The following is a 15,541-nucleotide window of genomic DNA, read 5'->3' as shown; positions in this document are numbered from 1 at the left end:
AATATAAATTAAAAAAATTAGGTGTTCCGAGCCCATATACAAGGGGCGGACTCCTGAATGCTCATTACAGGACACAATCCTTTTACTCTCCAGCCTATTTTTACAGAGTAAGGATATATGGACGTTGTGTTAGTTCTTATAATTCTTTCGCAAGATGGAAGTATTTGCGATCATAATATTAAATTTAAGGGACATACGCATAACTTATAAATATGATATTATTAAACAAATTAAAATCAAGGAGTGCTTATGAAAACTAAAAAATTATTACTAATACTTTTACCTGTTCTTTTACTGCTAACTTGTTTTTCGTTAAACAATACTTATGCAGGGGTTCTTAGCGGTTTTGGAAAGATAATATCAAATCAGCCGATTAATATACCAAAAAATGTTCCGGACGCTCTTAAACTTTATTATCACAACCATAATTTTAATGCTTTGCTTTTAATTTTTAAAAAGCATCCTAATCAAGCCTCAAAAATAACCACAAATCACGATGTTTTACATTTAATAGCCGGAGCATCTAAACAAAACGATAAGGTAGCGGCAGAAATAATATATATCGCTTTTAAATATAATAAACATCTAAAACCTAATCATCAGGGAACCGTTACTGCTAATTCCGAGTACAAAAAAAGATGTTTCATTTCTGCAACATCCATTCATTACGTTACCCCTATATTTATGGCAGCAGTTAATAATTTAAAGATTGTCTATAGAGTTTTGATTAGCTATGGAGCAAATCCAAACGTAACATCAATAATTTATCATAATAAGGTCGTTAATTCCAATAATTTTGGTATAATGGCGAGTTGTATTTATGTTTCTTATAAAAATACATTATCGGCAAAGATGGCTAATGCGGATATTGAATCGGGAAGAGGAATTAGTCTCCATTATTATTCTTCGACAGCAGGTAATGGCGTATCCCACAATAGAAATTTTTTAAATGTTCCTCTAATATGGCATTTTGGCAATATTAATTAACCGGCGATAATTCTCTCTTTTTAAAAATAAATATTAAAGCCGAATAACTTCGCTATTAAGTTTAAAAAAACGACATATCGTTAAAACGGAAAGTCTATTAATTTATTGATGGGTAGTTCGTAGAGGTAAAATTATATTATTTTTTCATAAAAACCATGCAGCTAAAAAGCGATTCGTAGCCGGCATACTCGGTATAGACGATAACTCCGCAATATATTATAGTAATGGTTATAATAAAGGTTTTGCGGACGGTTATGCCAAGTCGCAAAAAGAATTCCCCGAAAAATACGAAATAATAGACGAAGAATCAGAACATACTGGCAATTTAACAGAAAATGAAGAAAAGAGGTTATTAAATATGAAAAAACTTGCTATTACATTATTATTATTTTTCGGTTTGTTCGTTTTTATCAACAAAGCCGCTAATGCGATAGAGATTAATGAAAATTGCACAAACGGATCGTGCGTCGCTATGGCGGGGGGTATAAAAATATACTTTTATTGGAATATGAACGGCAGTCTTAATCAATATGTAAATAATATGCCTTATTCTGCTATTACCGGCATAGAGGGTCTGCCGGTAACTGTTTCTAATTATAAACAAATAATCCATTCCGTTAATGAATCTAAGGCCGTTTCCAAGAAACTCATAGATAAGATAGATAATAAAATGGGGATATCTATACCAGAAATAACAGGAATAAATATAGGAAGCCATAAACCCGCTAAAAGCGAAAACGCTAACGATATCGCAAAAACTATGTCACAGGAATTATCGTCGTCAAACCCGGTTAATATTAATTATGACCTAAGTTTTTGTCACTTTCTCGGCAAAAACTTTACCATAACTACGGGCGGCTTCAACCATGTTTTGGCGGGCGCTTTAATGTTAATGCATTATTATCGGCAAAATAACTTTAAAGCGATAGATTCGCTTATGCAATTATATATTTTATCTACCAATCCTAAAACTTCCCAGAAAATAACTATTTTCACACCAATTACAAACGCCACTGCCAACTTAATTAACTATAAATATATGAAAATTGCAGGAACTGTAAAAAATATCGATAGTTATATAAAAAACGCCGATAGTAATTTAGCCATAAATGGAACATCAGGGCTTAATAATTTTGCAATGTCTAATCCTAAAAATATACAATCCGCATTATATAATACTTTAATTAAAGGACAAACAATTGCTAAACTTGCTAAAAAGCACCCTTTCACCGCAAAAATTGAATATTTAGCGGTGACAAGCAAAAAGCCATATTCTAACAGTTATGCAAAAAGATTTATTTATTATTATGAAAATAATGATTATAAAAAGAGTTATTCCGAAAAAAGTTTTTTTGGGACAAATCTTGTTAATTATGAAAAATATCAAGGATATGTCTTAATCTCAAAACCAGCAATAGCAAATTTTAGTGATATCGTTGTCGTTGCTGTTATTGTTTTAATCGGCGGTATCGGCGGATTTATTTATTTTAAAAAGAAAAAAGTAGAAAAATAACTATCAAAAAGAAAGTAAATTAAACACTCCTTAATCCGAGCAAGAAGGTCGGTTGCGAGATTTATCTACGGCCACTCGCATAACATGTCTTTGACCGGAGTATTCACAAAAGGAGTATTCACTGGAACGGTAAATATGAGCGGAGCTTCGGTTATGAGAACAGGAATGTAAATATTAAGGAAAATACTATAAGTTTATTATGGAGGAAAGAAACAAAAGCCTTTCTATTCCAATTCCCGATTAGTACTTTTAAGATACCCTGGCAGTATAAATTCAGTTCCCAAAATTGCCGATAGAAACCGTTAAAATGGCTTTAAAATTAAATAAACACTGGATTCCCGCCTACGCGGGAATGACACTCGTTGGGTGAAGACCTAAAAACCTGCAAAGTCATTCCTGCGTAGGCAGGAATCCAAAATTAAAATTTTCTATCGGCAAATTGAAGGTAGAGAACATAACTTGATTATCTTTCCGTATAGTGCTATATTTTAGAATATAAAGCAATTAATTTTTAGGAGAGGTAAAAATGATACAGGTTTTAATTAAAAATAACGACCTTGCAGGAAAATATGTGGCATTGAAAAGTTTTGAAGACTCTACGGTAATCGGTTCAGGCGATAGTCCGAAAGAAGCTTACGATGAAGCGCAACGGGAAGGTTATAAAGAACCCGTCATTACATTCATTCCAGTTAAGGATATGGTGCAGATATACTGATGACCGCCGCCGATATTCCTTTTACAAAATTTAACGATAACGATATAGCCCGACCGTGGTTACCGGTTACAATTCATAATCCGCATACAAAACTATCCGTAAAAGTATATGGCTTAATCGATACGGGCGCCGATGAATGTGCGATTCCCGCTGAATACGCTCCGTTACTGGGTCATAATTTACAAGCCGGTATTCGCAAAACAATTAGCACCGGCAATGGCGCAACTACCGCTTATGCGCATACATTATGCTTTAAAACGGACAGCATAGAAATTGAGAACGTATTGATAGATTTCATGCCAAACTTACATGTCGTATTATTAGGGGTTAAAAGTTTTCTAAGTAATTTTATTCTCACCGTTAATTATAAAAATTCCACTTTTAGTTTGACTAAGCTTTAATATAAATCCTTTCAAATTTGCGTTTTAAGGCTCGGAAACGGCAAGGTAGGTATAAAAACATTAACCTTTTTTATCGTCCTTACCCCACACATCGTCAACCGCTTTCCTAAGCGTCTCCGGTACCAAATGGCTATACCGTTTCGTCATCTGCGTGGTCCTGTGTCCCAATAGCTCGCCCGTAATATAAAGGCTCGTCCCGCCCATTACCATTTTTGAAGCGAAAACGTGCCGCAAATCATGGATTCTTAAATCTTTGAATCCTGCGTTCTTGCAGGCGGTCATAAACGATTTTCTGAAATTGCCGATTTTGGCCCCGCTATTATTAAATACATATAAACAGTCTTGATTTTTCTCTATCGCCTTTAACAGCTCTTTCAGCGGCTTGCTTATAGGAACATAGCGGTCGTATTTCGTTTTGGTCCCCTTAATCGCTATTACGTCGTTCTGCAAGTCCACGTCGTCCCATTTAAGATTTAATGCTTCGCCTTTGCGGCAGCCGCTATAAATAAGAAAAGTTATTAAATCCCTTGTAAGTTTATTCGTAGCTCCGGCGATAAGTTTATTAATATCTTGGTCGGATAAAGTTTTCAGGCGGGATAGTTCGTTGAGTTTTTTAATGCCAGCCGCCGGGTTCTTATCGATATAACTTTTCTTGATGCAATAATTGAATAAATTATACAGCGTAGCAATTTCGATATTAATTAACCTGAAACTTATATCCTGTTCTCTTTTGCCTGTATTTTTTGGCATAGATAATACTTCAAGTTTTCTTATAAACTGGTATTTCTCTAAATCGGCGGCGGAAATATTTTTAATATCCGAATTATTAAATACCGGCAAGAAATGATTAGCGGCGGTAGTTCTTATTTCTTTAGTCTTTATAGAAACGTTTTGATTTTCGATATATTCTTTGAAAATATCACGAAAGATATATTTGCCCGCATTTTTAGCCGGTATATTAAACCTGTTTCTTATCATATCGGCATGAATGGCGGACGCCACTTCTTTTGCTATTTCTTTATCTTTGGTTTTGCAGGAATATTGATAATGCTTATTGTCAAGCCTGAACTCGCACCAGTAAACCTGTCCGCGTTTGTAAATTCTCATATTAATTTACCGTAAAAACTGTATGCGTTTTTGTATGCAAAATTCGTTAAAATTGATTAAATTCTATCAATATTTAGAAATTATGTCAAGATAAGATATTGTTTTGAAAGGCTTAAATACTGCGGTTTTAAATGGTCGGGGCGAGAGGATTTGAACCTCCGACACCCTGCTCCCAAAGCAGGTGCGCTACCGGGCTGCGCCACGCCCCGAAAAGAAATTAAATATTGCAGTAAATATTTAGCGATTTTACCAAATATAAATAAAATTAGCAATATTTTTTCTTTAATAACGGCATAGTTCCGTGAAAATAGTATATTACCGATTTGTCCGTACTTTAATTCTATGCGTTCATTTTTTAACCGCAGATAAACCTGATGTCGTCTTCACATTTTGAAATCGGCATAATATAGCTCTCTTTAGGTTTCTGGATGCAGTATAATGATGCAGTATAATATTTTTATATTTTTTATTTTTACGATTTATTATGCAGGACCGGTTAATTAGTTAATGAAGATACGGCAGAATTGGATTTAAAGGATTTGACCCGATTCTTAAAAAAAAGGATAATTAGATAGGTCAGGACTTCCCGTATGGTGTCCGCGCGAATTCATTCAGGATTTAGGGCTTTTATTCATAAGCCAGTACACAATACCCAAAACCAAAACAAGAAAACCGAGGATGGCAACCTCTGTCGATTTATGAGGCGCTAAGGTAAAAATCAAAATCTTCCGCAATAAAGCGGCCATCGCAAGACCGATAAAAGCGCTTAAAGCAAACTTATGCCCCTGAAGCTTTTTAACTTCCTCCTCCAGAAGCTCCCTTATCGCCCAAATAATTAACATTGCGCCTAATATATCTATAACCGTGGTTTCGAAATTGCCGCCGGCAAACGCAAGATCATAAATCTCAAATACGAATAATAAAAAAACCATAATCGTTGCGATTATTAAGGATACTATCAGCGCTAAATCAAGTATATAAGAAAATTTTGAACTGAACTTGACAATCTTTGTTTCAAATTTTGTTGCGGCTATGTAGAATTTACCCTCATCGATATAAGAACTGATAATAATATCTAAGTTTATATCAAGAATTTTATTTACCGAGACAATTAACTCGTCTATTTTGTTTTTATCCAGATTTTGAAAATTTTTAAGAATAATATCGTGTATATAATTCCTTATATAATTCATCGTCGCGCTGACATAATGCGAAGGTAATTTTATATCCGCGTGAACCTCTCCGATTCTTTTAAGCCGCCTTAGATATTCATTGCTGTATGTTCCCGAAAAAAGACCGGCAAACCATGATTTAAGTTTTTCCCGATGCCTGTTTTTTATCTCGTCGTCAGGTAAAAATTTGCTAAAATCTTGAAAATTAGAAATGAATGAATAAACGCCGGAAATAAAATCGTTAGCATTCGATTTCATTATAGCGCTTAAGTAACGCAAATTCGATGCATCTTCATCGGTAAAAGAATATATTAACTTAATCCTCTCAAGCGTTTCCATCTGTTTAGTATCTGTTTAGTCCTTAAATTTTATTTTTTATTTTTATGTTTTTATTTTTATTGACAATCAAGGCTATTAGGTATTATCATTGATTAATAATGTATATTTTATGCTGTTTTTTATTTATATGATGCCATATAAATCGACCAAAATTTAAATCTTTTTCTGTTTTTTATTATACCCTAAAAAGAGAAAAAATAAACTAAAATAAAATGCGCCTGAACGGCAATAACGAGGTCTTAAAACCCGAATCCGCATATTCGCTTTCAGAGGGCTTTAGCCAAACAAAGCCGACTGAAATAAGAGCGGATTATCCGTTTAAATTTTACACAAGATTAACCCTGCCGGAGCTTACGGGAATTTATGCCGTCAACTTAAAAGGTCTCCTTGAAGGCATAAAAAATGCCGATGATTCTATTATTTACTATCACACCCACCATTACCTGATGCAGCATCATTATATTATTCCCTCCTCGCCTAATGACTTTGCCTACTGGATTACTAACAGGCTCGGCGAAAATTTATTAGGGGAAGAAATAGCAAGTATCGACATTTTTGATTATAGTACAACTAATGAATATAAAAATGAAATAATAAAAAAAATAGGTGCATTTATTGCTAAAAATGGGAGAACCAGACGGGTTGAGATGGATGAAAGATTTAATTTTATGAAAGCAATAACATTTGCAATGGATACAGGCAGGGAGGCATATACTTTATCCGAATTTCATAATATTCTGAGTAATATTACAATTTTTTCTATTTATTACCACTTTTTTGAGGCACATTTCAGGTTAAATTCAAAGGCAAACGATTTTTCCATCTGGATTGGAGATGAACTCAAACTTCCCGATTTAGCTTATAAAATATCGAATCTTGACCCATATACTCTTACTATGGACAGGCTTAAGGAATCTATTATCAAGTTAACGGAAAATTATTTATAGCTTGTATGTTTATAAATGTTTTGTAAGTTTAAAAATTAAATTAAAATGAATTCAATAAGCGATTATACCGATATTGTCGGCAATGAAACAATCGAGGAAGTTCAGAAATTAGCATCCTATCTAAACGGCAAGATTATTCAAAATATAAATTCAACGGCTGTCGGCGGCGGCGTTGCCGAAATTCTCAATAGAATGATCCCGCTTTTAAAGGAATTAGGGGTTGATGCAAGATGGGATTTTATAAAAGGCGGAGAAAAATTTTTCGAGGTGACCAAAAAGATCCACAACTCCCTGCACGGAATCGAGGAAGATATTTCTGCAAGCGAGTTTAAACATTTCATAGATGTTACCGATGAAAATTTAAAAGAGATGAATTTATATGGGGATATTATTTTCATACATGACCCTCAACCAATCGGGCTGATTAAAATTAAGAAGAAACCCGGTTATAAAGATAAAAAATTTATCTGGAGATGCCACATAGATTTAAGTTCGGCAAATACAAAAACATTCAATTTTTTAAAAAAATTTATCGAGAAATACGATTATTCGGTTTTTTCATCTCCGCTTTTTGCTAAAAAACTCAGGATACCCCAAATATTAATTTCTCCATCGATAGATCCGTTATCGGATAAAAATAAAGAGATACCGAAAGAAACAATAAACGAGGTTTTAGAAAGATTTAAAATAGATCCGGAGAAAAAAATAATAACCCAAATCTCAAGGTTTGACAGGCTGAAAGACCCGCTTGGAGTAATCGATGTTTACAGGCTTGCAAAAAAATATGTGGATTGCCAGCTTGTTTTGGCAGGCGGAGGGGCAACGGACGACCCTGAGGGGATAGAGGTTTTCAACGAGGTTCTCGCAAAAGCGGGAGACGATAAAGATATTCATGTCTTAAACCTTCCCCCGACAAGTAATATTGAAATTAATGCTTTGCAAAGGGCGTCAACCGTTATATTGCAAAAATCCATAAAGGAAGGCTTCGGCTTAACCGTATCGGAAAGCCTCTGGAAATCAAAACCCGTCGTCGCATCGGCGGTGGGCGGGATACCTCTTCAAATCACGCACAAATACTCAGGTCTTTTATCGAGAACAATAGAGGGAACAGCGATATATGTAAAGCAACTGCTTCAGAATCCCGAATATGCCAAACAATTAGGTAAAAACGGACATAACCATGTAAAGCATAATTTCTTGATCACCCGCCATTTAAGAGATTATATCCTTCTTTTTCTAAAAACCGGATTCAAGGAAGACACAATATTTTTATAATAAAAATAGGAAGTTAGCGAGGCTAATTATACTTGAATAATAACTCCTTTAATGTTATATTATAAAATACACTATCTAAATAATGGAGAGATGGCCGAGCTGGTCGAAGGCGTTCGCCTGCTAAGCGAATGTATATCCTAATAGATGTACCGAGGGTTCGAATCCCTCTCTCTCCGCCAGTTAAAACGCAATATACGGAATATAAGAAAATAAAGTAAAGCAATGGGGATTCGAACCCTCGAAGGGCGAAGCCCGCAAGAGGAAGTTCGAACGGCTTAAAACTTTCCAAAGGAAAGTTCATCCCTCTCTCTCCGCCAGTTAAAACGCAATATACGGAATATAAGAAAATAAAGTAAAGCAATGGGGATTCGAACCCTCGAAGGGCGAAGCCCGCAAGAGGAAGTTCGAACGGCTTAAAACTTTCCAAAGGAAAGTTCATCCCTCTCTCTCCGCCAGTTAAAACGCAATATACGGAATATAAGAAAATAAAGTAAAGCAATGGGGATTCGAACCCTCGAAGGGCGAAGCCCGCAAGAGGAAGTTCGAACGGCTTAAAACTTTCCAAAGGAAAGTTCATCCCTCTCTCTCCGCCAGTTAAAACGCTATATAAGCTAAGTCGGATATTTAATTAAGGGTAGTTGGATTCGAACCCGTAAGCCCGAAGGGCGTCAGAGGGTTCGCCGCTTTTAGCGTCCTTGGACGCTCATCCCTCTCTCTCCGCCAGTTATGGCTAAAAGTAAAACAGTTATATTTTAACCTTATTTCTGTAATAGCAAGCCCTTTTTAATTTATAGCCGAAAATTCATCCAAAAGTCTATCCCCTAGTCCCGAATTTCTAATCTCTTCCTTAGATCTCATGGCAATACTAAATGCCTTAAATGTTCCAAAAATAACAACATTTTTCTTTCCTCTGGTAATAGCGGTGTATAATAAATTTTTCTTTAACATCAAATAGTGTGCCTGATGAAATAATATAATCACATTATTAAATTCGCTGCCTTGAGCCTTATGAATCGAAAGAGCGTATGCCAGCGAAATATTATCATAAACATCTAAAAAATCAAATTTAACCTGTTTTTTAGCTTCGCTTTCGGCCATATTCTTATCTTTGGCAAAATCCCCAAAATTCCCATAATTTGAAAAATCAACGGTTAAACTTTTTGCCGTATAATCGATACTAATTATATAGCCCGTATCGCCGTTAAACACATCGAGGTCGTAATTATTTCTTTTCTGTATTACCTTATCGTATAATCTAAACTGGACGCCGTTGCAAATAAAAATATCTTCGGCAGCCGCGGGTACGGGCATCGGATTGAATATATTCTGCAATATATTGTTTAAATTAAAATACCCCAAATCCCCTTTCCTCATAGGAGTCAAAATCTGAATATCGTCAAAAATCCTTGTCGGAATAGCTGTGTCCGCATTTTCAACATTGCCTGTTTTATTATTAATTCTTTTACCGCTAACCCTTTTGACAAATTCAATAAAATCTTTTAAAAGTTCATTTTTCCCCTCGGAAGCCGCATCGTACTCCCTTTTATATTTAATTATAAATGAACTGTCGCTTACGTCCGCGGTACTTCCGCTTTTGCCGTTGCTATTTCCTGAAGTTATAAACCTTTTGTTGTTTAAAAGATTATGGGCATTTAAATTTATCAGTCCGCCTTCATTCTGCCTAAATACTTTCGTTAAAAATGTTACGGGAAAAAATGCATTGATTTTATGCGGATAACCCGCATCGGGATATATCAAGTCTCTCAAAACATCTCCCGGACTGACCGACGGTATTTGATTCACATCGCCTACCAAAACCAAAATTACACCGTCTTTTACGGCCTTTAACAGATTGTAAAAAATAACGATATCAACCATGCTCATTTCATCTATAACAATAAGGTCGTGCGGAAGTTTATTATTTTTATTGTAAGTAAAAAAAGATTCGTTGGTCTGCCTGTCGTACTGCGCCTTTAAAAGCCTGTGAATAGTCGATATATCGGCGCCGCTCCCTGCATATTCCTTATATCCCGAATTTACTATATCAGAAAGCCTTTGCGCCGCTTTCCCCGACAAAGAAGTGAGCGCCGTCTTTTTCCCTTTATATAAGTTTACGATAGTCCTTATCACTGTGGATTTTCCCGTGCCCGGCCCCCCCGATATGATGGAAATTTTATGTTTTAAGGCGTTTAATACTGCAACTTTTTGCTCTTCCGTAAGCAATATTTTATTTTCGCTCTGCCCGCCCTCCCGTAGAAGATTTCTATCCAAATCTTCTACGGATAGGATTTTATTTTCATTACCCGCAAAATAAACATTGTTTCCTGCAATTCTTTTCAACTCTTTGGCCACGCCCAGTTCGCAATAATAATAAACGGGGAGATATATTTTTATATAATTTATCTGGTTATCATCTTTAACATCGGTTAAATCTAAGGCTTCAAAGCCGGTGAAGCATTGAAGCCCTGGAGCTTCTTTAAAATCCAATAAAATCTTTTTTTCTTTTATCAAATCGTTTAAATAATTTTTTAGATTAAATTCCTCCAAATCATCTATTATTTCTTTTATTCCGTCTCTTATATCTTTGTAGTAAACATAACAGTTTCCCGAATTTTCGCAAATCTGATTAATAATATACCTGACAGCCTCTTTAGCCCTGTTGGGGTCATCCCTTTGAATCCCCAACTTTTCTGCCATAATATCGGCTTTCTTAAACCCTATTCCCTTTATTTCGGTGAATAAATAAGGGTTCTCTTTTGCAATCGTAATCGATTTATCTTTAAATTGATTATAAATGGTTTTAATCTGGTAATCGCTGAACTGATGCGGTTTAAAAAACATTACGGCATTTCTTAAACCGTAACTTTCCTTAAGCCCTTCCAAAATCGTGGCGAGTTTAACTGCGCCTATTCCGTTGACGCTCTTAAGTTTTTCCGGTTCGTTGTCTATTATGTCCAATGTTTTTTCTTTGAACTTTTCATAAATCTCGCCTGCAATAACCCTTCCTATCCCTTTAAAAATATTCGACGATAAATATTCTATTATTGCCGTTTTTGTATTTGACAGCGAAATTTCATACTCTGTGAAATTAAACTGGTAGCCGTATTTTTTATGGTGCGTAAATTCCCCTTTCAATTTTATTTTTGAATCTATTACAGGCTTGTCAAAAAATGCGCCGGATGCAGTTATAAATTTGCCGTTCGAAAAAATATTAAAAATCGTAAAGCCGCTTTCCATATTTTGAAATACGACCCTTTTTATGACGCCGTTTATTGTTTTTGTTTCTTTAGCATATCCGGATGTTTTGGTTTTGCGGGTATCATTCGTATCATTCATGTTATATATATATTATTCATATTATATTTATAATTTATATTAAGAATTATAACACGAATTTTTATTGGATTTCATAAATTGTAATTAAATTACGTATCATACATAATTAATAAAGGTATAAACCTGCCCCCGGTTAAACCCCTGCGGAAGCGGTTGGAACGACATGGAAAGAAACATCGGGAAGGCTGTCTATTAATTTGTTTACTATACTCTTTTTAAAAAGTTTATTTATGAAACCGACTTTTTCATTTGTAGCGCCTATAACGACATGGGCAATATTATTACTTTTAACAAAATCTATAACTCCCGATACTACATCGTTTGCCTGGAAACTAAAAACGGCGGCTCCAAGGTTTTCGGCTATGGAAATATTTCTCGCAAGCGCCTGATCATAGTTTTCAGGTTTATTCTTATCCCTGTTTTTTAAGTTTATGTGGAGAACATAAAGATTTGCGTTAAGCCTCCCCGCAAGTTTTGAACCTATTCTTACAAGCCTTGCCGAATCGGGGTTGGAACTTATTAAAACTAAAACCCTTTCATTGGATTTCAATTCAAGTTTTTCCTCGGGATTTCCGATTTCTGTTGATTGCGTGCTAAGCTCATCGGCAATGGTTCTTAAGGCAAGTTCCCTTAATACCAAAAGATTTTCGAGTTTAAAAAAGTTTTCCAGCGCGACCGGAATTTTATCCTTAGAATAAATTTTACCTGCTTTCAGCCTGTTTATAAGTTCTCCGGCGGGAATATCCACATTAATTATTTCCGTAACATAGTTTAATATATAATCAGGAACTCTTTCGCTGACTTTAACCCTGAGCTCCGCCTCGACCTTTTCGGCTATCGAATTAAGATGAAATATGTTTAAAGTGGTGAACACGCTTATGCCTGATTTATAAATCTCGATGGCATCCTGATATCTTTTTAAATTTTTGGACCCGGGAATATTATTATGGGCAAGTTCGTCTATTAAGGCAATGGCAGGCTTTCTTGCAATAACGGCATCGGCATCGAGCTCTTCAAATTCACTGCCTTTGTACAATATTTTTTTTCTCGGAACAACTTCAAGTTTTTTAATCTCGTCCGCCGTCTCCTTTCTTCCGTGCGTTTCAATATAGCCTATAACGACATCGATGCCGTTTTCACGCAAATAATTGCCGTCTTCAAGCATCATATATGTTTTGCCCGTCCCGGGAGCCGACCCTAGATAAACCCTGAAGATATTTTGGGATTCTTCGGTCGAATATTTTATCCTGTTAAGTATCGACTCTGCGGAAGGCCGGTTATATTCTATTTTCAATCTTTGCTACCTTTTTTATTTTTTTACCTTAATTTTGTTCTTTGACGCGGTTAATCCACTTCCTAAAAGCAATAATGCCCCAGATAGTTTCTGCTATCCCGAACGGCCATGTTCCCGCCAAAAACCCATATAAAGCGGAAGCTATACAGGATAGGGCAAATAAAAAAGTATAAATACGGCCTCTCGGTTCAAGAGCATAAAAAAACACCATTAATGCAACTACAAATGTGCCGTATGCCGTAAGCATCGTTATCTATTAAATATTATACTACATAATTAATTTTAAACGCCCGAATAACTTAAATGAAATGTAAATAGGTAATTATTATATCTATTATTTTAATGCCGATAAAAGGGGCTATTACTCCGCCAAGCCCGTAAATCAACAGGTTTCTTCTTAGAATAGCAGACGCCCCCGCAGGCCTGTATTTCACACCCTTCAGGGCGAGCGGTATTAATATTATTATTATAACGGCATTGAATATAACGGCCGAAAGTATTGCGGATTGCGGCGAAGACAAACCCATTATGTTTAACGGGGCAAGCCACGGCATTATAGGCGCAAACATAGCAGGTATTATAGCAAAGTATTTCGCCAGATCGTTTGCGATAGAAAATGTCGTTAAAGAACCTCTTGTTATAAGAAGCTGTTTTCCGGTCTCGACTATTTCTATAAGTTTCGTCGGGTTTGAGTCAAGATCTATCATATTTCCCGCCTCTTTTGCGGCCATAGTGCCTGTGTTCATAGCGACGCCGACATCGGCCTGGGCTAAAGCCGGCGCGTCGTTGGTTCCATCCCCTGTCATAGCGATTAGCTTCCCCAATGCCTGCTCTTTTTTAATTATATCCATCTTGGTTTCGGGCGTAGCTTCGGAAACAAACTCATCGACACCTGCCTCATCGGCTATGGCTTTTGCGGTAAGAGCATTATCGCCCGTTATCATTATCGTTTTTATGCCAATTTTTCTTAAACTATCGATTCTTTCTTTAATCCCGCCCTTGACTACATCTTTTAAATGTATTATTCCAAGTATTTTGTCGTTTACGGCAACGGCAAGAGGCGTCCCTCCCTGCTTGGAAATATTATTGGCCGCGAGGGTAATAGACTTTTCCGCGACGCCGCCGTTTTGTTCAATAAACCTTATAACGGAATCAACGGCGCCCTTTCTTATATTTTCTTTTTTATCTAATATATCTACCCCGCTCATTCTCGTTAATGCCGAAAAAGGAATAAAATTCACATTTTTTTCATCGATATGCCTGCCTCTTAGCCCGTATTTTTTTGCCAGAGTAACGATAGACCTTCCTTCGGGGGTTTCGTCGGATAACGACGAGAGCTGGGAATAATCCGCTAAATCGTTTATATTGACATCTTTGGCCGGAATAAAATTAACGGCCATTCTATTGCCGAATGTGATAGTTCCCGTCTTATCCAAAAGAAGTGTATTTACATCTCCCGCTGCCTCAACCGATGCTCCTGACATAGCTATAACATTGTGCTTAACTAATCTGTCCATACCCGATATGCCTATTGCCGATAATAGCGCTCCGATTGTTGTCGGAATTAAGCACACGATAAGGGCAACAAGTATAACGGGAGAGATATTTCCATTAAAATAGTGAGCCATAGGTTCTATAGCCGCAACTACGACTAAAAAAAGGGCGGTAAACATGACTAGCAGTATGTTCAGGGCAATCTCATTCGGGGTTTTCTGCCTTGAAGCTCCTTCGACCAAGCTTATCATCTTGTCGATAAAGCCCTCCCCCTGATTAGATGTTATTTTAATCGATATTTTATCGGAAAGCACCTTTGTTCCCCCCGTAACCGCGCTTCTATCCCCGCCGCTTTCCCTTATAACAGGCGCGGATTCACCCGTTATCACAGACTCGTCAACCGAAGCAATGCCTTCGATAATTTCTCCATCGGCAGGTATAATATCGCCCGCCTCCGCAACAACAATATCGCCCTTTCTAAGCAATGAGGCTTTTATCTTTTCTTCTTTCCCGCTTGTTTGATGAATTAACCTTGCGATGACCTCGGTTTTACTTTTCCTTAAACTCTCCGCCTGAGCCTTACCCCTGCCCTCAGAGATACTTTCGGCAAAATTTGCAAATAAAACCGTAAACCAGAGCCATAAAGTTATCTGAAATATAAAAGCTATATCTTTAAAATCATGGAAAAAAACATCTTTTAAAAAAATGGCGGCAGTTATAACCGACCCGATTTCGACAACGAACATAACCGGATTTTTAATCATAACCTTAGGATTTAACTTTCTAAAAGATTCCCATATAGCCGATACCAATATTTCTTTGTTAAATGCCGATACATAATAATCTTGCTTTGGCATATTCACACACCTCTTTTATTTTATTTATTTAATTAATTAACATTATTCATACCTTAAATCACCGTTAGAAACTATTAAAATTGCTTTAACATATAGCAAATTCT

12 protein-coding genes and 2 tRNA genes are annotated in these 15,541 nt (G+C 36.2%); 7 read left to right on the top strand and 7 right to left on the bottom strand.

Features of this window, described 5'->3' with window-relative positions; translation table 11 throughout:
* Nucleotides 1–249: 249 nt before the first annotated feature.
* The 4 genes from EVJ47_06440 to EVJ47_06425 all read left to right on the top strand — a co-directional run bounded on the left by EVJ47_06440 (nt 250) and on the right by EVJ47_06425 (nt 3,616).
* Nucleotides 250–987: a hypothetical protein gene (locus tag EVJ47_06440; GenBank protein ID RZD14300.1), complete on the top strand. Its 738-nt coding sequence runs from the start codon at nt 250–252 to the stop codon at nt 985–987.
* Between the two features lie 358 nt (nt 988–1,345).
* Entirely contained in the window at nt 1,346–2,500 is a 1,155-nt protein-coding gene (locus EVJ47_06435; GenBank protein RZD14299.1) for a hypothetical protein, read from the top strand.
* A gap of 526 nt (nt 2,501–3,026) precedes the next feature.
* The gene (locus tag EVJ47_06430) at nt 3,027–3,215 is read left to right on the top strand and encodes a hypothetical protein (GenBank protein ID RZD14298.1); all 189 of its coding nucleotides are present in this window, start codon (nt 3,027–3,029) and stop codon (nt 3,213–3,215) included.
* Entirely contained in the window at nt 3,215–3,616 is a 402-nt protein-coding gene (locus EVJ47_06425; GenBank protein RZD14297.1) for a hypothetical protein, read from the top strand. The genes EVJ47_06430 and EVJ47_06425 overlap by 1 nt, the downstream gene beginning before the upstream one ends.
* A 60-nt stretch (nt 3,617–3,676) precedes the next feature.
* On the opposite strand, the gene EVJ47_06420 is transcribed toward EVJ47_06425, so the two are convergent.
* The 3 genes from EVJ47_06420 to EVJ47_06410 all read right to left on the bottom strand — a co-directional run bounded on the left by EVJ47_06420 (nt 3,677) and on the right by EVJ47_06410 (nt 6,234).
* Entirely contained in the window at nt 3,677–4,723 is a 1,047-nt protein-coding gene (locus EVJ47_06420) for a site-specific integrase (protein RZD14296.1), read from the bottom strand.
* A 132-nt stretch (nt 4,724–4,855) separates the two neighbouring features.
* A tRNA-Pro gene (locus EVJ47_06415) sits at nt 4,856–4,932 on the bottom strand.
* Between the two features lie 402 nt (nt 4,933–5,334).
* Nucleotides 5,335–6,234, bottom strand: coding sequence for a hypothetical protein (locus EVJ47_06410; GenBank protein RZD14295.1), 900 nt, complete (start codon nt 6,232–6,234; stop codon nt 5,335–5,337).
* A 212-nt stretch (nt 6,235–6,446) separates the two neighbouring features.
* On the opposite strand from EVJ47_06410, the gene EVJ47_06405 reads away from it, so the two are divergent.
* The 3 genes from EVJ47_06405 (at nt 6,447) to EVJ47_06395 (ending at nt 8,635) form a co-directional block, all read left to right on the top strand.
* The gene (locus EVJ47_06405) at nt 6,447–7,181 is read left to right on the top strand and encodes a hypothetical protein (GenBank protein RZD14294.1); all 735 of its coding nucleotides are present in this window, start codon (nt 6,447–6,449) and stop codon (nt 7,179–7,181) included.
* A gap of 45 nt (nt 7,182–7,226) precedes the next feature.
* Nucleotides 7,227–8,456 (top strand): glycosyltransferase, encoded by a 1,230-nt coding sequence (locus EVJ47_06400; protein ID RZD14293.1) that lies wholly within the window; start codon nt 7,227–7,229, stop codon nt 8,454–8,456.
* Between the two features lie 84 nt (nt 8,457–8,540).
* Nucleotides 8,541–8,635 (top strand) — tRNA-Ser (locus EVJ47_06395).
* Between the two features lie 604 nt (nt 8,636–9,239).
* On the opposite strand, the gene EVJ47_06390 is transcribed toward EVJ47_06395, so the two are convergent.
* The 4 genes from EVJ47_06390 to kdpB all read right to left on the bottom strand — a co-directional run bounded on the left by EVJ47_06390 (nt 9,240) and on the right by kdpB (nt 15,437).
* A complete protein-coding gene (locus EVJ47_06390; protein RZD14292.1) occupies nt 9,240–11,792 on the bottom strand; it encodes a hypothetical protein in 2,553 nt (850 codons plus the stop codon).
* 133 nt (nt 11,793–11,925) lie between these two features.
* The gene (locus EVJ47_06385; GenBank protein ID RZD14291.1) at nt 11,926–13,086 is read right to left on the bottom strand and encodes a sensor histidine kinase KdpD; all 1,161 of its coding nucleotides are present in this window, start codon (nt 13,084–13,086) and stop codon (nt 11,926–11,928) included.
* A gap of 28 nt (nt 13,087–13,114) precedes the next feature.
* Nucleotides 13,115–13,333 (bottom strand): hypothetical protein, encoded by a 219-nt coding sequence (locus tag EVJ47_06380; GenBank protein RZD14290.1) that lies wholly within the window; start codon nt 13,331–13,333, stop codon nt 13,115–13,117.
* A 52-nt stretch (nt 13,334–13,385) separates the two neighbouring features.
* Nucleotides 13,386–15,437 carry a K(+)-transporting ATPase subunit B gene (kdpB, locus tag EVJ47_06375; GenBank protein RZD14289.1) on the bottom strand — a complete coding sequence of 684 codons (2,052 nt, stop codon included), beginning with the start codon at nt 15,435–15,437 and terminating at the stop codon, nt 13,386–13,388.
* Nucleotides 15,438–15,541: the final 104 nt, after the last annotated feature.

This window comes from Candidatus Acidulodesulfobacterium ferriphilum (assembly GCA_004195035.1).
Taxonomy (GTDB): domain Bacteria; phylum SZUA-79; class SZUA-79; order Acidulodesulfobacterales; family Acidulodesulfobacteraceae; genus Acidulodesulfobacterium; species Acidulodesulfobacterium ferriphilum.
This window is presented reverse-complemented; position numbering and strand designations above follow the sequence as displayed.